The sequence below is a fragment of the Candidatus Izemoplasma sp. genome, assembly GCA_036172455.1.
Classification (GTDB): domain Bacteria; phylum Bacillota_I; class Bacilli_A; order Izemoplasmatales; family Izemoplasmataceae; genus JAIPGF01.
Map to the genome: position 1 here is coordinate 111,653 of JAXKVY010000002.1, position 19,317 is coordinate 130,969.

18 protein-coding genes and 1 other annotated feature are annotated in these 19,317 nt (G+C 33.5%); of the genes, 6 read left to right on the top strand and 12 right to left on the bottom strand.

What is annotated here, in order from left to right; genetic code table 11:
- Positions 1-34: 34 nt before the first annotated feature.
- The 6 genes from UMR38_03125 to glf form a co-directional block, all read right to left on the bottom strand.
- Positions 35-1,147, bottom strand: a complete 1,113-nt coding sequence (locus UMR38_03125; protein MEC9484853.1) for a glycosyltransferase — start codon at positions 1,145-1,147, stop codon at positions 35-37.
- Entirely contained in the window at positions 1,147-2,025 is an 879-nt protein-coding gene (locus UMR38_03130; GenBank protein MEC9484854.1) for a hypothetical protein, read from the bottom strand. The genes UMR38_03125 and UMR38_03130 overlap by 1 nt, the downstream gene beginning before the upstream one ends.
- A gap of 13 nt (positions 2,026-2,038) precedes the next feature.
- A complete protein-coding gene (locus tag UMR38_03135) occupies positions 2,039-4,486 on the bottom strand; it encodes a glycoside hydrolase family 3 C-terminal domain-containing protein (protein MEC9484855.1) in 2,448 nt (815 codons plus the stop codon).
- A gap of 87 nt (positions 4,487-4,573) precedes the next feature.
- Positions 4,574-5,902 carry a GHKL domain-containing protein gene (locus tag UMR38_03140; protein ID MEC9484856.1) on the bottom strand — a complete coding sequence of 443 codons (1,329 nt, stop codon included), beginning with the start codon at positions 5,900-5,902 and terminating at the stop codon, positions 4,574-4,576.
- Positions 5,902-6,615: a LytTR family DNA-binding domain-containing protein gene (locus UMR38_03145; GenBank protein MEC9484857.1), complete on the bottom strand. Its 714-nt coding sequence runs from the start codon at positions 6,613-6,615 to the stop codon at positions 5,902-5,904. The genes UMR38_03140 and UMR38_03145 overlap by 1 nt, the downstream gene beginning before the upstream one ends.
- Positions 6,612-7,742: a UDP-galactopyranose mutase gene (gene glf / locus UMR38_03150; protein ID MEC9484858.1), complete on the bottom strand. Its 1,131-nt coding sequence runs from the start codon at positions 7,740-7,742 to the stop codon at positions 6,612-6,614. The genes UMR38_03145 and glf overlap by 4 nt, the downstream gene beginning before the upstream one ends.
- A 194-nt stretch (positions 7,743-7,936) precedes the next feature.
- Positions 7,937-8,187, top strand: a binding site (T-box leader).
- Between the two features lie 45 nt (positions 8,188-8,232).
- On the opposite strand from glf, the gene UMR38_03155 reads away from it, so the two are divergent.
- The 5 genes from UMR38_03155 to UMR38_03175 all read left to right on the top strand — a co-directional run bounded on the left by UMR38_03155 (position 8,233) and on the right by UMR38_03175 (position 12,243).
- Positions 8,233-9,216 (top strand): methionine ABC transporter ATP-binding protein, encoded by a 984-nt coding sequence (locus tag UMR38_03155; protein ID MEC9484859.1) that lies wholly within the window; start codon positions 8,233-8,235, stop codon positions 9,214-9,216.
- Positions 9,206-9,862 (top strand): methionine ABC transporter permease, encoded by a 657-nt coding sequence (locus UMR38_03160; protein MEC9484860.1) that lies wholly within the window; start codon positions 9,206-9,208, stop codon positions 9,860-9,862. Before UMR38_03155 ends, UMR38_03160 begins: the two co-directional genes overlap by 11 nt.
- Before the next feature lie 17 nt (positions 9,863-9,879).
- Complete coding sequence (locus tag UMR38_03165; protein MEC9484861.1) at positions 9,880-10,692, top strand: MetQ/NlpA family ABC transporter substrate-binding protein; 813 nt, start codon at positions 9,880-9,882, stop codon at positions 10,690-10,692.
- A gap of 261 nt (positions 10,693-10,953) precedes the next feature.
- The gene (locus UMR38_03170) at positions 10,954-11,157 is read left to right on the top strand and encodes a hypothetical protein (GenBank protein MEC9484862.1); all 204 of its coding nucleotides are present in this window, start codon (positions 10,954-10,956) and stop codon (positions 11,155-11,157) included.
- Positions 11,158-11,625: 468 nt separating this feature from the next.
- Positions 11,626-12,243: a prepilin-type N-terminal cleavage/methylation domain-containing protein gene (locus tag UMR38_03175; protein MEC9484863.1), complete on the top strand. Its 618-nt coding sequence runs from the start codon at positions 11,626-11,628 to the stop codon at positions 12,241-12,243.
- A 381-nt stretch (positions 12,244-12,624) separates the two neighbouring features.
- Here UMR38_03175 and UMR38_03180 read toward each other — a convergent pair whose 3' ends face one another.
- The 4 genes from UMR38_03180 to UMR38_03195 all read right to left on the bottom strand — a co-directional run bounded on the left by UMR38_03180 (position 12,625) and on the right by UMR38_03195 (position 14,328).
- Positions 12,625-13,068 (bottom strand): hypothetical protein, encoded by a 444-nt coding sequence (locus tag UMR38_03180; protein MEC9484864.1) that lies wholly within the window; start codon positions 13,066-13,068, stop codon positions 12,625-12,627.
- Positions 13,069-13,088: 20 nt separating this feature from the next.
- Positions 13,089-13,418 carry a Rieske 2Fe-2S domain-containing protein gene (locus UMR38_03185; GenBank protein ID MEC9484865.1) on the bottom strand — a complete coding sequence of 110 codons (330 nt, stop codon included), beginning with the start codon at positions 13,416-13,418 and terminating at the stop codon, positions 13,089-13,091.
- Between the two features lie 72 nt (positions 13,419-13,490).
- A complete protein-coding gene (locus tag UMR38_03190) occupies positions 13,491-13,817 on the bottom strand; it encodes a hypothetical protein (GenBank protein ID MEC9484866.1) in 327 nt (108 codons plus the stop codon).
- Between the two features lie 313 nt (positions 13,818-14,130).
- Entirely contained in the window at positions 14,131-14,328 is a 198-nt protein-coding gene (locus tag UMR38_03195; GenBank protein ID MEC9484867.1) for a cold-shock protein, read from the bottom strand.
- A 308-nt stretch (positions 14,329-14,636) separates the two neighbouring features.
- Here UMR38_03195 and UMR38_03200 point away from each other — a divergent pair, with 308 nt between their 5' ends.
- Positions 14,637-15,818: an L-serine ammonia-lyase gene (locus tag UMR38_03200; protein MEC9484868.1), complete on the top strand. Its 1,182-nt coding sequence runs from the start codon at positions 14,637-14,639 to the stop codon at positions 15,816-15,818.
- Positions 15,819-15,864: 46 nt separating this feature from the next.
- Here UMR38_03200 and typA read toward each other — a convergent pair whose 3' ends face one another.
- Together typA and UMR38_03210 are read right to left on the bottom strand one after the other, a co-directional pair.
- On the bottom strand, positions 15,865-17,682 hold the full coding sequence (gene typA, locus UMR38_03205; protein ID MEC9484869.1) for a translational GTPase TypA: 1,818 nt from the start codon (positions 17,680-17,682) through the stop codon (positions 15,865-15,867).
- 22 nt (positions 17,683-17,704) lie between these two features.
- A complete protein-coding gene (locus tag UMR38_03210) occupies positions 17,705-19,303 on the bottom strand; it encodes a DEAD/DEAH box helicase (protein MEC9484870.1) in 1,599 nt (532 codons plus the stop codon).
- Positions 19,304-19,317: the final 14 nt, after the last annotated feature.

Sequence of the window (19,317 nt, forward strand, 5' to 3'; positions counted from 1 at the left end):
TTTTTTTTATATATTAAGCCGTTTGGCTGAATATTCATTCATGTGTTAATATTAATTGTTTTAATTCTTGATGTGGATTTTTAGATCCCATGTGACAATGTTTCTTCATTTCTAAATACTTTTCATTACCATCAATATATGATTCAACTTCAGTAACTATTGATGATACATAAGGAATGTAAATAGCATTCCCATTTGTTACATGTAAATCTTTTATCCAATGTTCTAAAGGCGATGCACAATAATTTATGATTGCTGGAACATTCAATGCTTTTGCTTCCTGCAATGTGCTCGCTCCTGCCTTACCAATAAATAAATCACTTGCTGCGTTTAAAAGCAATATTTTATCTGTGAAGCCAAAAACTTTTAAGGTTATATTATCTTTTGTTTTAATATCATTAAGTTCATCATATAAGGTGTTATTTTTCCCGCAAACAGCGATAATTGTCATTGGCTTGTCACTGTCCAATAAAGCATAGATAGTTTTTTTCAGTTTGCCAGCACCATAAGCCCCATCAACCAACGTAATTGTAAATTTGTCCTTTGGAATCATTAATTTGTCTCGATAAGTTACCTTACTAAAGGTGTATTGATATACCTCTTTACGTAATAAGAAGGGGATTTTTTTAAGCGGTAAACTTTTATGAAGTTTACTTTCTAAAGGATCACTTACGATAAATAAATCAGCTCGTCTATCCCATTGCAAACCAACTATGGGATCTGGTACATACACAATATTTTTAGATTTAATTAGACCTTTTGCTTTTGCCTCACATGCATAATATAAAGTTGAAAAATGACTATGGAATATGACATCTGCATCAAGATCAATTAACTGTTGGATTGCATCATTATACGCCTTTTTATATTTTCTTTTAAAGAGAAAATCAAGCGCTAATTTTTGTGGAAAGAATTTTAACAATGTATATTGCAAAGTTCCTACACCTTTGATTTTATTGTGTTGCTTGACAGCATGAATAAAAGATTTTTCTACGTTTTTTAGTGCATCAGTTTGATGAAAAAAGTATCTCTCTTCAATATCAAGTTCTTGAATGTCATTTGGCATAGCTTCTAATGCTGCTTGCATAGGCATAATATGGCCATATCCTGCTTCAACAAAAAGAAATGCGATACGTTTTTCTGTCATTATTTTCCCTCCATTTCTTGAGGATTTTTAAAGATAAGTTTAAAGATTGGAAAGAACACCCAAAATGATATGGCACTATAGATAATCATCGTTGTTGCATCAGCTAATGATTCACCCGTATTACCTAAGCCAAGTGTTTCAATAAAGAATGTATAAATAGGCACTTTGTATAGCACGAGTGAAGCGCTCGCGATTAATGTTATCGCAACATACGCAATAAAATACCACATTGCTGCTTTATAAATGCTGGTCTTGGACTTGAAGGTTATATTTCTTTGTAAAAAGAAATTAATTACTTGGGCAATCAGTAATGTTAGCTGAACTGAAAGGAAATAAGCAAGTCCACCTCCACCACCTTCGGAAATGAATCCCGCTGGATAGTTGAACATGAAATAAGGATCACCAGATAACTCTTGTCCAATCTGACCGACTTGGAAGTTGGTATAGACTAAATTTGTTTGTTCAAACAAACTCTTAAACAGTGGCATTAGTAACATCTGTAGTAGTGTGACACCATTACTAAATGTGAAAAAGGCTATAAACTGAGCAAGATTCGGATGTTTATTTTGTAATGTCTTCCATTTTATGATAAAAAATTGTTTCGTCTTAATGACTTTTGTATTTATCACTGTTTGAATCTTCTCTATTTGCGATATTTTACGATATTTATTTAATCGTTCAATGGTATCCAAATAATCTTTTATAATAGCATCATATGATTGTTTTAAATCTTCTATGTCGTTATTATATATTGCTTTAATTTTATTTTTGTACTGCTCCTTCGCAGCCTTAAGTTTCTCATTTCTTTTTTTATTTTGATCAGCTGTTTCCTTGTGTTTAATCACAATTTCACCCTGCTGATGATTCAGTTTTCTCATATCTATCTCTCCATTATTTCTTTGTCTCTTGAATTCGCTTAATCTCACGTTTTGTTTGATATCTTTTTTCTTTTCCAGCTTTTATATAATGTACTAGTCCCTTTATGAAACTTCCATTGAACATTTTAATTAATCCAGATAATTGAGACCAGGAGATTATGCCACCGCTCATACGAGATAAAGATTTCAATGGTTGGTGATAGATACCCATAACTAAAGTATTTGCTTTTTCGGCTTTATGAATTCTACGTAAGAACCAAATCATAAATGTAATACTGAAATAAAATATTTTTCCACTAAACCCTTTTGCATGTTTTAGTTTGCTTACAGTTGTCAGTTCATTCACTATTAAAGGAGTTAGCGAGTGTTCTTCAGGAGATTGCAAATTGTATATTTCAAGATATTTATGATTCGATATTTTATGAATCTTCCCCTCTTTATATAGATTGGTTAAACTATTGTTATAAGACTCTAATTGCGTTCCTTCTAAAGTAATCTTTCCACTTAGGCGTGTATCTCGTGAAGAGGATTTAATAACAATCCTATATTCTCCATTTTCAATAACAAATTGGTGATTATTTTGGTCATATACTCGAAAAGTATAGTCATCAAACGGGATGGTTATCCTTTTGTTTTCGCCTTTTTTTATAAATGTTTTTTTAAATCCTTTGAGACTTTGTTTCTCTCTGTGTAGAGCTGAATCTTCTTTACTAATATACAGTTGAGAAACCTCTGCTCCATCATAGTTACCAGTATTTGTTATGGTGAAGCTGACTTTTTTCTCGGAAATATTTATGTTACTGTATTTGAAAGTCGTATAACTTAAACCATATCCGAAAGGATAACGTACTTGCAATCCAATTTGATCATAAAAACGATAGCCAACATAAATATTATCTTTATAACAGACATAGGTATCTTGATTACCAAAATCCTGAACCTTCTCAAGTTCTTCGAGATTAATAGGATATGTCTCAGCTAATTTACCACTTGGATTTGTATAGCCAAAAATTATATTCAGTACCGCCTTTGCTGAACCTTGCCCACCTAAATAAGCATGGATTAATCCTTTTGTATATTTTTCTAACTCAAGGTCCACAACACTACCGCTTGATAAGATAACGATAATATTAGGATTCACTTCAGATAACTCTTTAAGTAATTCAATTTGGTTCTTTCGGATAAGTATATTTGAACGATCAATACCCTCAGTTTCTTTACTCTCATCCAGTCCCATATAATATAAAACAACATCAGCATTTTTTGCGCGTGTCTTTGCCTTTTTAATTAATCTTCGTGAACTTTTATCACTGAATCGTTTAAATCCTTTTTCAAACCCAATGAAATGGCAGGGATAGTGTGAGATATTATCCAAAGTATGTTCAACTTTATAAGGGTTTACTTTTGATGATCCAGCTCCTTGAATGCGTGGGCTTTCTGCGAAATCACCTATAATTGTAACTCTTTTGCCCTCTTTTAAAGGTAAAATGTTATCTTCATTTTTTAACAACACAATTGATGCTTCAGCAGCTTTAATTGCGAGTTCATGGTGATCATCATAATTAGTGTTGACACTATTGTTTATGAGTGTATCATTTGTTTCTTTGCTTAGCCTTAATAATCTTTCTATAGATTGATCTAACAATTCTTCATCAATAAGTTGTGTGTTAACTGCCTCAACCAATTCACGGTTTGTTTCAAAATGTGTTGATGGCATTTCCAAATCATTACCATTTTTCAGTCCTTCAATCCGACTATTTGAACCCCCCCAATCTGATACTATGACACCATCAAATTTCCATTTTGTTCTTAAAATATCTTTAAGTAAGTAAGGGGATTCATTAACATAATGATTATTCACTTTATTATATGCAGACATTAACGTTTTTGTATGGCCTTCCTTAACGGCCATTTCAAATGCAGGTAAATAAATTTCATTTAACGTTCGTTCATCAATTAATGCATCTATAACCATACGTCTGTATTCTTGATTGTTTGCAGCATAATGTTTTATACATGCTGATATCCCTTGAGATTGTATCCCTTGAATCATTGAACTAGTCAACTTACCGGAAAGGTAAGGATCTTCACTAAAATATTCAAAATTACGTCCACATTTAGGGTTACGCTTGATATTTGTGCCTGGACCTAATAGAATATTCACTCTTTGATCAATTGCTTCTTTGCCTAAGGCTTCACCGATTTGTTTCAATAACCTAGTATCAAAACTATTTGCCAAAGTTGCCGCTGTTGGAAAACAAGTAGCTTTTTGACTTGGATTTAATCCTAAGTGGTCCGCCGATGCAACTTGTTTCCTTATACCATGTGGTCCATCCGCCAAAAACATACTTTTAATATTATATTTTTCTATGTCTCTAGACTCCCAAAAATTCTTACCAGAAAGCATTGATGCTTTTTCCTCTAAAGACATTTCCTTTATGATCTCGTTATTTTTTTTCATTTACTACACTCCAAAAATGTAAACGTTTTTTAATGCAAATGTATTATAGCACACAAAAAAAATTGTGCATGATTTCTGCACAATTTGTCATTTTTCTTTGATAATTTGTTGATTTACGGGGAACATGATGACTAATTTAAACCAATTATTCGTTGTATCAATGGATAACTCTCCACTGTGTTTTTCAACCAAAGCCTTAATGCTTTTCAAACCATATCCATGACGTTTCTTGTCTTTCTTAGTTGTAAGAAAAGCGTTATTTCCCTTTATGATTGGCGTTTCATAATAATTCTCTAGTTTTGTTATAACAAACTGGTTTTTAGTAATAATTGTTAGTTTAATAACACGTTTTTCTTCTTCACTAATTTGTGCAACACTTTCAATAGCGTTATCTAATGCGTTACCGAATAACGATACTAGATCCATTACCGGAAGAAAACTCAGAGATTCTCCTTCTGCGACACAGGTGAAATTGATCTTGTTTTTCAATATTACTTGTGACTTAGAAGCAAGAACAGTGTCTAACACATCATTTCCTGTATTAAACTGTAGCTCATATCCTTTTATATCATTTTCTAATGAGTTTAGATATTCATTCTTTTTATCTTCGTCATGCTCATTTCTAATAAGATTAATCTGATGTTTGAAATCATGATATCGTCGATTAATCATTTCATTGAGTTCTTGGTTAATCTTATACTGCTCATATTGCTTCTCTAAAACAGATTCTACTGCTGCTAGTTCTAAACGTGAATGTGTAGCAAGCCGATGTTCTCTTTGTGTATATAGCATTATGACACCAGAGAATAATACAAGCGATCTAATGTAAAATACTTCTAATGGAAACCTACCAGTAAATGGCGTATTAACATCAATAAAATTAAGGTTTCCTATTGCAAATGCTAAGGTACCAATAATAATTATAGTTATCAACTCATTGTTTCTTAAATCATATATTGAACTTTTCATTTTGTACCGTTTTTCAAGCAAATACATCACACTAAATACTATACCGTAAACAATAATTAACACAATATATTCAAAGAAAACTGAAATTAGATCATAATTTACCAAGAAAAAATAATATATTTGCCATTCTAATGATGCTGTAAACTCCGCTAAAATGAAAGCAAATACGGTAAAATATATTGCTGTTTTAACCGTTGTTTTAGTCACTGAATAAATAAAGGTAAACATGAGAATTACAGCACCAACCATACCTGGAATCCATAGGATTATTGGTAACTCTCCAGCCAATAATTGATAACCGATGAAAATTCCTAGAAAAAAGACAAGTAATGTGTATAACAATGTCCCTTTATAGTTCTTTTGCGTATGAAGTATAAACAATATACAAAACAGCCATTCAGCAAAAGCAGTATATGTTCTAGGTATGTTAATAAATATATCATCCACTATAATTGTCCTCCTAAGTACTTAGTCAAGGCTGTTTTAAATCCTTTTTTACGTGGCCTACTAATTTTCAACTCATTACCCATAACTTGTGCATAATCCTTTTTAACTCCATCAACCTTATCAAGATTAACGATATAACAACTATTTATACGATAATAATTATACTCTTTCAGTTTGGTTTGCATTTCCTTAAGTGTTGTATTTAAAACATACTCTTTCTCATCTATTGTGTGGATGATGACCTGATGTTTTATACTCTCCATATACCCTATATTTGAGGCGGAAACTTTGGCGATACCTTCAATAGTCGGCAAAACAAGATAATATTCCTTGCGCGATTTTATTTGTTGAACAGACTTTTCAATCTCTCGCCTAAAAGCAAAATACTCAACTGGTTTAAGCAAATAACTTAGTGCATTTACAGCATAACCTTTCACGGCGAATTTTGTCATGTTTGTTATAAATATAAGAACTACAGATGGATCAATTTCTCTGATTTTTTCTGCAGCTGTCATACCATTCATCCTTTTCATTTCTATGTCCATTAAGATGATATCGAATTCAGCTTCATATTGATCTACTATTTCATCCCCATCAGAAAAAACTGAGATGATAAAGGTATCATCACTTTCATTATCATATTTTCTAATAAATTCTTTAATTTTGATTTGGCTCTCATGATTGTCTTCAACAACTGCGATATTTATTTTCATATTATCACTTCTTTACTTAACAAACGATCAGCTAATTTTAAAGCCTCAATGATTGTATCATCCATATCAAAATATTTGTAAAGACCTAAGCGGCCACCAAAAAATACATTATTTTCTCTGTTCGCTAAATCCTTATATTTGTTATAAATCTTATTGTTATTGTCATCATTTATAGGATAATAGGCTTCCATCCCACTCTGATAATCTAATGGATATTCTTTCGTAATTACCGTTTTAGGTTGAGAATGATCTTCACCAAAAAACTTATGTTCCACAATTCTAGTGAAAGGCACTTCTTTTTCCGTATAGTTTACAACAGCATTCCCTTGAAAATTATCTGTATCTAGCCATTCAGTCTCAAAGCGTAAACTGCGATAATCTAATGCTCCAAACTTTTGATTAAAATAGTCATCTATTTTACCTGTATAGATAATGTTCTTAGCCATTTTTTCATACTTGTCTTTCTCATCAAGGAAATCTATATTTAATGACACTTCAATGTTTTCAAGTAATTTTTCTATTAATTCTGTGTACCCATTCACAGGAATTCCTTGGTACAAATCATTAAAATAATTTGAGTTATAAGTAAATCTTAACGGTAATCGTTCTATAATTTTAGTTGGTAGTTCAGTCGCTTTACGTCCCCATTGTTTCTCTGTATAGCCTTTAATCAAACGCTCATAAATTGTTTTACCTACTAATGATAAAGCTTTTTCTTCAAGATTCAAATACTTTTCTTTTATGTAAGGCATGGTTTCCTCTTCAATCTTCTTTTTAGCTTCCTCAGGGGTTTTAGTATTAAAGAGTTCATAGAAGGTTCTCATCGAGAATGGTAGAGAGTATATTTGATCCTGATAACGAGCCAATGGTTGATTGATGAATGGGTGCATTGAAACTTTATCAGTAACATATTTCCAAATTTTCTCGTCATTAGTATGAAATATATGTGGTCCGTATTGATGAATATTGATTCCATCGATAGATTTTGTATAAATATTTCCTGCAAGATGATCCCGCTTTTCAATAACTTTACACGTATATCCTTGTTTAGATGCTTCATGGGCGAAAACAGCTCCAAAAAGACCTGAACCCACTATTAAAAAGTCATATTTTTGTTTATTAGTCATTTCTTCTCACTCCGAATTAATATATAATCTTATATCATATTAGCATAAAAAAACGATTCTCACTATTTTATATATATTATTATCATATCATATTAAGTTAATTTAATCATTTATATTCCTTTTGATGAAATGTAAACGCTTTTTAGATGATTCTATTGACAAAAATACAATGACACGATATAATTTGACTTAATTGAAAGACATTGAAGAGAAGAGTAATTGATGAAACACATCAAAGAGAGCCCCGGATGGTGAGAGGGGGTATGTCATAGTCAATGAACATGGTCTCTGAGTTATCTATTTGAACACAAGTAGGATAGATCGGGTATGCCCGTTATCGCATTAGAGTATTAATTCCTTAGGTGGATGCGTACTTGATAAGGTGGATACTGTGAGGTGTCCATAAATAAAGGTGGTACCACAAGTAGACTTACTTGTCCTTTACATAGTGATATGTAAAGGGCTTTTTTTATTGATTAGGAGTGAAAATATGATAACAATTAAAAACGTCACAAAAAAATACCCAGGAAGTGGCGATGAAATAGCTTTAAATGATATTTCAACGTCATTCAAAGAAGGCTATATCCATGGCATTATCGGGGTTAGTGGTGCTGGGAAAAGCACCTTGATTCGGTTATTCAATCAACTTGAAAGTTATGATAAAGGTACCATAACCATATTTGATTATACCGACATCAAAGCCCTTAATAAGGAGTCAACCCGAATGTTGAGAAAGGATATTGGGATGGTCTTTCAAACCGATCATTTACTCAGCCGTAAGACAGTCATTGATAACATCTTATTACCGATTGGCTTTCATCGACCAATTACAGAAGAGGACAAAAAATACGCTTATACGTTGTTAGATGAAGTTGGTTTAACGGCATATAAAGATCGTTATCCTGCTCACCTTTCAGGTGGACAAAGACAACGTGTAGGCATTGCAAGGGCGTTAATCAATCATCCTAAATTATTAATTTGTGATGAGCCAACAAGTGCCCTTGATGTGATTACAACCGATCATATCTTATCATTAATCAAACGTCTCGCAAAAAAACACCACTTGAATGTCTTATTCGTGACTCATGATATGAATGTTATTGAAGCTATCGCAGACACAGTGACTGTGATGGATAAAGGTAACATTATTGAACAAGGTCCCCTTGAAGATATTTTATTTAAAGCAAAACATCCAAAAACAAAGGCCTTTATTAAAAAAGTTGGCCTTGATTTAGATACCATCACAGAAACTTTTGATAAATCCAAATTACTCCTATTAAAGTTTTCACAAACAATTGTGAAAAAACCCATATTAGCCAATATGGTGCGTGATATAGAGTGTGAAGTGTCTATTGTATATAGTAATATCACTCCCAATAATGCTGGGTGGATGATTGTATATGCCAAAAACAACCAACAAACAATAAAAAGGTATTTAAGAGAACATCAAGTGGAGGTGGATCATGTTATTTGAGTTAGAATATCATGTCTATTTAAATGCGCTTTATGAAACAGTGTATATGACACTGATTAGCACTATTTTTGTTTTCATTTTTGGTCTTATCTTTGGGGCACTACTCTTTACCACCGCTAAAGGGGGACTATTTGAGAACTCAGTTTTACATAAAACTCTCTCAGCCTTAACTAGTATATTAAGAAGTATTCCATTCTTAATCTTAATTGTGCTTTTAATTCCGTTTACACGGATATTAATTGGCACCATTTTAGGACCCTCTGCGGCATTACCGGCACTGGTGATTGGAGCGACACCATTTTATGCCCGACTTGTTGAAATTGCGTTACATGAAACAGCCACTGATTTACAAGAAACTGGTCTGTCCTTTGGTGCAACCAAACGACAAGTACTCATTAAGATTTTAATCCCTGAATCACTTCCCGCTTTAGTAAGAGGTATTACTGTTACATCTATTGCGATAACTGGGTATACCTCAATTGCCGGGGCTATTGGTGCGGGTGGGTTAGGTAATTTAGCCTATTTATATGGCTATGCTCGTAATCGAGTATATGTTACATTAACCGCTACATTTTTAATCGCAATACTTATTTTATGTATTCAAATTACTGGCGACTATATCGTCAACAAAACAACCAAAAAATAAAAAAGGAGAAAACACCTATGAAAAAATTACTTATAATATTAGCATTAATATTTACCATTACATTAAGCAGTTGTTCATCAAATGATACGTATAAAGTTGGGGCAACACCTGTTCCTCACGCAGAGATACTGACCCACATTCAACCACTTTTAGAGGAACAAGGATATCCCTTTGAAATTGTTGAGTTTACCGATTATGTTTTACCCAATAGTGCATTATCTAGTGGTGATATTATTGCGAACTTCTTCCAACATATTCCTTATTTAAATGCTCAAATTGACGAATATGGATATAACTTTGTCAATGTTGGAGGCGTTCATGTAGAACCAATTGGCCTTTATACTAAAGTCTATGATTCATTAGATACATTACCAGATAATTTAGAGTTGATTATTTCTAACTCACCAACAGATCGGCCTCGTCTTCTTGGTGTACTTGAAGAAAATGGATTAATTACACTCAATGATGATGTGACCGATACTGATATCATCAACGCAACAACAACCCAACTATCTACTTTATTCATATCTTCTAAAACCATTACGTTTACAGAAGTTGCTGCAGAGTTACTGGTTACAAATTACAATAATGAAGAAGGTGACGCCGTATTAATTAATGGAAACTTTGCATTGGACAATGGACTTAATCCGCTTGTAGATAGTATTGCTTTAGAAGGCAGCGCTTCTGATTATGTCAATATTTTAGTCACAACACAAGCTAATCATGATGACCCATTCATTGAAGCCCTCATTACGACGTTACAGTCTAAAGAAGTACAAGATTGGATACGAGACAATTATGATGGGGCAGTTGTTCCTGCGGCTAATTAATCTATTAGGATACTTTTTAAAGTATCCTTTTCTTTTTTACCATTATTCCATCGGTAAAATCACAAAACCTATAGTACTAAATAGAAAGGTACTATTTAGTTTTGTCACTAATAACTTGGCAAGCTTAAAAGGGTAGTTCTAGATATTGTAAATGCTGTCATCATACAATAAAGATAGCAAAAAAATTATGGAGATTACACAATAGAAAAAGGTTTACGTTTTTATATTCAACGATTCGGACATTTGTTAGGTCGTATGATTATGCCAAATATTGGCGCATTTATTACATGGGATCTTATCACTGCATCTTTTATCCCAACAGGATGGACACCTAACGAAACACTATCACAACTTGTTAGACCAATGATTATTTATGTATTGCCTGTATTAATTGGTTTCACCGGTGGTAAACTCATACATGGTTACTGGCAATGCTTGGTGTTCTTAAAATTAGACCAGTTGTAGAAACATTTAGTAATGGCTTAGGTAATGCAGTATAATGGTTTGTAGATAATGACTTCTTTGTTAATGATTTTGTGTAGTAACTTCATAGTATCAAAGTGCTTATTTTTTTATTATTTTTGTCCAAAATCATTTGCTTTATCATCCATTTTTTTTCACTAGCGAAGAAAATTAAATTATGATATAATATAATTAATTTTTTCTATATAGCTATATTTTGCAAATCAAATTGAAAATAAATACACATTTAGTTTTGATGTTTCTAGAGTGAATGTAAGTACAAAGGAAATTAAGATATCCATTGATGGAGAGTTCTTAAAATTTTTACACACGTAAGAGTAGTGACAAACCAAGAAGTCTACTATGGTCTAAATGTAGGTGGAATAATTCGGTAATGTAGATTTATGATATTGATTAAGCATGAGCAATTCTTTATTTTTCACATATTTTTTTGTAGACTGGAGGTCTTTTATGAGCAAGCAAAAAGGGGTAACACTTATAGAACTCTTGATTGTGATTGTTGTTTTAGGGATAATCGCATCTTTTAGTATCCCAGCCTCGGCACAATTGATTCGCAATGTTAAGGTTGGTAAAATTTTTAACGAACTAGTCGTAATAGAAACTGGAGCGAGATATTATTTTTATGATGTCGGTGAACGACCTAGAGGATCTTTAAGTGGCGCTGGAACATGTGCAACTTGGAATGCTGACAGCATTGAAGTTTTTATTGAAGGAGAAAGAGACGGAATACCAATTGAAGGGTGGAGTGGACCATACATGAACGATTGGGATGATGAGACTCCACTTGGTGGTTGTTATGTCTACCGCAATTATGAAGTGGGTAGTCAAAACTGGGCCAGAAGTAATTGGTACCGCTTCATAGATGATGTACAGTTGGATAATATTGCCCCTACTAACAAAGATATTGAACTTATTATGATCCGATTTTATCCTTTAAATGACCAAGCAACTATTGACAAAGCACTAGAGGTTGCTGAACAGTTGTTGGGTAAAGTTCCGGAAGAACAATTGTTTTATGTGGATGGACAGGCTGTCATAGGATATTATATTTTGCCTCAAACAGATTAAAACGTTTTGTTAAAAAAATGGTTAGAGTGAAATCTAACTATTTTTTAATTCTAATATTCTATATATATTTAAAGAAACATATCAAATAAAGCATGTCTAGATAAGGTAATTTTCTAGACACACAGTGCTTCAATATTTCTATGGTGTTCTTAGGGCAGAGTCTTCTATCATCATAGGTTTAAATCTATAGTTGAGTTGATTAAAGGCTTTAAAATTACATAAAATATTACAACAATGGGAGAATTAAACAAAACTAAAAAGAATGACTCCTTTTGAATTCAGAAATCATTCCTTGTGTTTAATTAATTATTAGGACAAAGTCCAACTTTTAATATTCAGTACAAAATCATCATTTTTGTTATCTTTGTCTATAATTATCACTCAGTAAAGCTTGTTTTGTTTCTCCGCATCATTTTCTTTGTGTTGCCCAACGGATAGTCCAACAGCAACACCAACAGCTAATGTAATAGCAATAAAGGCAGGATTGATAAACATAAAGACAGCGCCAAATGCTAACGATATCCCAATCCCCATCGACATATACTCACTAACGAGTTCACCTTTTTCTATGTAGCCATATTTGTCTCTTACAGTTTGTTTTAGTTCTTTAATTGTTTTTAAAAAGTGTTTCATTACTGATCTATTACCCTCTTTAACATCTTTTAACGTATCTTTTGCATGGTTAAGTAAAGCCTCTACTTGTTCATCCTCAGTATCACCAAGCTTATTATGAATCTTTACTAAACGAAGAGGTTTCAAGCGTTTTTGTAAATGCGCTGATAAGTCATCATTGAGTGCCTCAATCGTTTGATTGTATGTTGGCATTATCATCTCTCCTTACACCGTTATACCTTGATATACACTTTTTCATCTTTAATAACAACATCAAAAGTATGAATTTTACGGCTATATCGATCTAATCTTAAGTAATTTGCCTGTCTTTCACTCGTTACTTCACCTGTTTTCAAGGAAATTGGTAGGCCATGATCCTTACAGCGAATAACACCCTCTTGAATATTTCCTTTTTCTAAAGATATCCCTTGGTGTGGACATTTATTTTGGATGGCATAAACTGTATCGTCTGTATAAATCAGTAATATATCACGATACGTAACTTCTACTGCCATTCGTTTCAACTCTTTTAATGTTTTTAATTCTGTCACATAATGTTCCATCACTTTCACCCTATCATGTTTACTGTATTCAGTATAGCATATCCAAAAGAAATAAGGAATCAATGAGATTCCTTAGGTTTCATTTTGGATCACAATTTTAATACCAAATACTTCTTTGTTGTCTGTGACATCTTTTAACTCAGATTCATTGACGTATTGATAAATCTTATACGGTTTATATTTGAGCAATAGACATAACTTCTTATCATCAGGCATCTTTCTTAATTCAATTGCCCGTTTGTACCCTGTTTTAAAGTTACCATTTTTAATAGATCCACGTTTTAATACTAAAAAATGCTTAGAATTGAATGTTAACATACTGTTTTTTGTTGTCTTAATAACTTTGTAATAATACTCACTATCGACAAAGTCATAAGGCTTAAAATATACTTTTTTCATAAAACACCTCATCTTTGATTTATCTTATTATAACACATATTTCTCAATATGGCTATGTTATGGCTTAATCAACAACTTGATTTTTAAAAAAATATTTGATTGTACACAATTTAATATGTTTACACAGTCTATTTAAAGTAAAGTAGATCATCGTTATTATGAAATGTGTGACCAAGATGCATTAGGTGATGTGGATTATAATTTATAAAATGACATATTATTCCCAATAAACGCATCTATATAAGCGTTAGCAAATCGATTTTGATTAAAAACATAAAAAAAAGCCGACATTGTCGGCTTTTTAGTTAACAACTTATAAAACTTCGATATTTGTTGCTTGAGGACCTTTTTGGCCTTCTTCAACATCGAAACTTACAGTGTCTCCTTCATCTAAAGATTTGAATCCATCTTTTTGAATTTGAGAATAATGTGCAAATACATCTTCACCATCTTCAGTAGTGATAAATCCGAATCCTTTTTCAGAATTAAACCATTTTACTGTTCCTGTCATGACTGTTACCTCCGTTAATTTTATTTGACGTACTCAATTGCTACTATTAACTAAGGTAACTTTGTACACTTAATTCATTTCTCAATTTTTCTTTCATCAATACTAATAATACACTATATAAATTAAATTGCAAGTAATATCGACTTTTATTTTTATTTAAGCGGTTTTTCACGTATTAAAGCCATTATTTTTAACAAATTTTTGTCTATACTTTATTATCTCACAAAAAAGTCATTATAATAATGCTTGTACTTGTCAAAAACTATGTTATAATCCATATCGAAATCCAGGGTAAATGAGATTATAATATGGAATCGCTAAGATTATTATATAAAATAGGACATGGTCCAAGTAGTTCTCATACAATGGGGCCAGAACGAATCTGCCAAAGTGTACATAATATGTATCATGGGGATAAGTACCATGTAATATTATATGGATCACTTAGTTTTACGGGACGTGGTCATCTGACAGACTATATCATTCAAAAGACACTTCCTAACAGTCATGTTGAATTTTCAACTGACATTGATATTCCGCATCCCAATACGATGGATATCATTGTTTACAAGCATAATCAGCTAATTGCACAAGAACGTTATTTTAGTCTCGGTGGTGGATCATTTCGTCGTGATGGTGACGCTCCTAAGGACAATATGCAACGATATCCCCATCAGTCTTTTTCAGACATTAAAACTTATTGTCAAGAACAGAACCTTACTTTAGTAGAGTATGTCTATCATCATGAACCTAAGATAAAAAAGCATCTCAAAACGGTTTGGAATACTATGCAAGAAAGCATTAATCAAGGCTTGCATACCGAAGGGGTGTTGCCTGGTGCGTTAAACATTAAACGAAAAGCCCGATCCCTTCTTTACTCACAACAGAATAAAGTCTCAATTCAATTACGCCTTGTCAGCGCATTTGCCTATGCGGTGAGTGAAGTTAACGCAAGTGGTGGCAAAGTCGTTACTGCCCCAACTTGTGGAGCTAGCGGGGTGCTACCAAGTGTTTTATATTATTTAAAAGATGCCCACAAATATAATGATGAGCTTATCATCGATGCGTTAGCAGTGGCTGGATTAATTGGAAATATTATCAAGCATAATGGATCAATTAGTGGTGCCGAAGCTGGCTGTCAAGCTGAAGTTGGCACGGCGTGCTCAATGGCTGCGGCAGCCTATGCGTATTTAGAAAATGGTGACCTTGATGTTATTGAGTATGCTGCTGAAATCGCATTAGAACACCACCTTGGCTTAACCTGTGATCCTGTTCTTGGGTATGTTCAGATTCCTTGCATCGAACGTAACGCAGTGGCGGGGCATAGAGCGATTAATGCGGGTGAGTTAGCACAATTACTCACATCTACTCAAGTCGTCTCATTTGATACTATTGTTGAGACGATGATTGAAACAGGAAGAGATATCAATGCGTCTTACCGGGAAACGAGTATCGGTGGACTCGCTAAACGATTTAAGTTAATTGAATAGAAAAAAACAAAGCGATTATGAGATTTTTACTCATAATCGTTTTGTATTAATCTTGATAAGATATTGTTTTATTATAGCGTTTGCGTTTATTCTCATCTAAAATCTTTTTTCTTAATCGAATCGCATCTGGTGTGATTTCAACGAGTTCATCCAATTCGATAAATTCAAGGGCTTCTTCTAATGATAAGTCTAACGGATCGAGTAACTTGATTGCTTCATCTGAACCACTAGATCGTACGTTAGTAAGTTGTTTATTTTTACACGGATTCACGACTAAATCATTCTGTCTTGAATGCAGTCCAATAATCATACCCGGATATACTTTCGTCGATGGTGTAATAATCATCCGTCCCCGTTTCGATAGATTAAATAAACTGTACGCCATTGCAGTACCTTTTTCTTTCGCAATCAAAACACCATTTCGATGTTGGTCGATATCACCAGCATATGGTTTAAAAGAATCAAATGATTTCTCTAAGGTACCTTGGCCTTTGGTCGCATTGATGAATTCACTTCGGTATCCTATTAATCCTCTTGTTGGGACTAAGTATTGTAACTTAGTCATCCCTTCATCACTCATCATATGACGTAATTGTCCCTTGCGTTGATTAAGGGCCGATATGACATTGCCACTAAACTCATCTGGCAAGGTGATGATGGCTTCTTCATACGGTTCTAGTCGTTTACCATCTTCTTCGATATAAAGTACCTCTGGTTTACTAACGCAGAGTTCATAACCTTCACGACGCATATTCTCAAGTAAAATAGATAAATGTAATTCGCCACGGCCACTGACTTTAAACCCTTCAATCCCATTTAACGGTTCCACGGTTAGACCAATATTTGTTTCTAGTTCTTTAAAGAGTCTTGAACGTATTTGTCGAGTCGTTACAAGTGAGCCACTTTGTCCAACAAATGGTCCGTCATTCACTAAGAAGTTCATGGCTAATGTTGGTTTCTCAATTTCAATCATATCCATCGCTTCAACATGTTCAGGGTCACACAAGGTTTCACCAATAGAAATATGGCTAATCCCACTAAACGTCACAATATCACCAGCATATGCCGCTTCTTTTTCAACTTTTGCGAGACCTTCGTTGACATAGACTTTCCCTGTTTTAACAGTAACAGTCTCACCGTTACGTTTACTCAGTGTATAGGTTGTATTAGCTTTCAGCGTTCCTTTGGTTATACGGCCAATCCCCTGACGCCCTAAATAGTCATCATAAGCTAAACTAGATACTTGAAGTTGTAACGGGGCATTGGCTAAATCAGGATAAGGATTGGTGACACGTAATAAGGTTTCAAATAATGGTTCTAAGTTGTCACTGTCATCATCTAAATTATGTAAGGCAATCCCATCACGAGCGATTCCATAAACAATCGGAAAATCACATTGTTCATCTGTTGCGCCTAAGTCGATAAATAAATCAAAACACTCATTAACTATCTCTTCAGCACGTTGATCTTTTTTATCCACTTTGTTGATAAAAACAATTGGCTTTAAGTTTTGGTGTAATGCTTTTTCTAAAACAACACGAGTTTGTGGCATGGGTCCTTCACTTGAATCAACAAGTAAAATAACCGTATCGACTGTTTTAATGATGCGTTCTACTTCACTTGAAAAGTCAGCATGACCTGGTGTATCAACAATATTGATTTTTGTGTTGTTATGTTCGATGGCACAGTTTTTAGAATAAATAGTAATCCCGCGCTCACGTTCTAAATCATTACTATCCATGACTTGTTCGACAACGACTTCATTTTCATGAAAGACACCACTTTGGTTTAACAAGGCATCAACGAGTGTGGATTTTCCCGCATCAACATGCGCAACAACTGCAATATTTATTATGGATTTCATAATGACCTCCTAAAATAATTCATTACCGACGTTTACGGCGTTTGCCACCGCGTTCTTTGGCAACTTGAATTGATGTTTTTTTATTTAATATGTGTATATTTGTTAAAGATTTCATGATTTGGTTATGTTTTTTGCTTGGTCCAGTAAAGAAACTAGAACGTTTCGCAATAATTACGTTATTGATTTGTTCATTTTTTAACCGTGTCCGCTTCATAATCGTTTGAACTAACTCTTTTGGGTTTAATCCATCCTTACGTCCAATGTTAAAATGATAGCGTGTTTCTCCTTGACCAGGAGCATGTTTCTTTGGTCCTTTGAATTCAATATTTAAGTCCGCTTGATTGTTATCTGATTTAATTTTATCAGATGCCATTTTTAATAAAGCCGATACAACTTCAACGGGTTCATGTTTACTTAAGAGTTCCTGAGCCATTGTTTGATGTTTATTTAAAGACGATTCATCAATGACTTGAGTAACGGTTTCAATTTTCTTCTGTTTGGTGACATGTTCAATCTTCTCCGGTGTTGGAATATTCTGTTTTTTAATCGTTGACTTTGTGAAGCGTTCAATATCTTTGATACGATATCTCTCGCGTCCTGAGACCATCATCAATGCCAATCCTTTATTTCCAATCCGGCCTGTACGACCAATCCTATGAACATAGAATTCTGGTTTTTCCGGAACATCATAATTAAAAACGACTTCAACATTCTTAATATCTAACCCTCTTGCGGCAACATCTGTTGCAACAAGTATATCTAATACACCTTGATGAAAACTCTCTAATACTTGCATCCGCGAAGGTTGAGACAAGTCCCCATGAATTTTATTTACATTATATCCTTTTTCTGTTAAGGCAATAGTCACTTGATCAACTTTGCGTTTGGTATTACAAAAAATGAGTGATAGTTTTGGTTGATACACTTGAAGAAGACGCGTAACAGCGTCTACTTTATGTTTACTATGTACTTGATAATAATACTGTGTAATGTCTGTATTAGTCTCTTCATTAGACACAACACTAACTAACTCTGGATTGTTCATGTATTGTTTGGTTAATTTTACAATTTGTTTTGGCATCGTCGCACTAAACATCACTGTTTGACGATGCGTATTACTTTGATTAATAATTTTTTCAATGTCTTCTTTGAAGCCCATTTTCATCATTTCATCTGCTTCATCTAAGACTAAATAATTTAGGTTTTTTAGTTTAACAAGATGACGATTAGTCATATCAAGTAATCGACCAGGTGTCCCCACAACAATTTGTGGTTTCCGTTTTAATGCTTTAATTTGTCGATGCATTGAGGCACCGCCATAAATAGCGGTGGTTTTTAGTTTAGGTAAGTATTTACCAATTTTTTCAATTTCTGACTGTACCTGTACAGCGAGTTCTCTGGTTGGACAAATGACCAACGCCTGTACATGGGGATTTGAGTAATCAATTTTCTCTAAAAACGGTAAGGTAAACGCAGCGGTTTTCCCTGTACCAGTTTGTGAATGTCCAATTAAATCAGTGCCTGCTTCAATAAGAGGGATGGCTTGCTTTTGAATCTCTGTGAAATCCTTAAAGCCCATTTCCGTTAATGATTTTGCAACTAATGTATTTTTATAATTCATGATCTTCCTCCTTT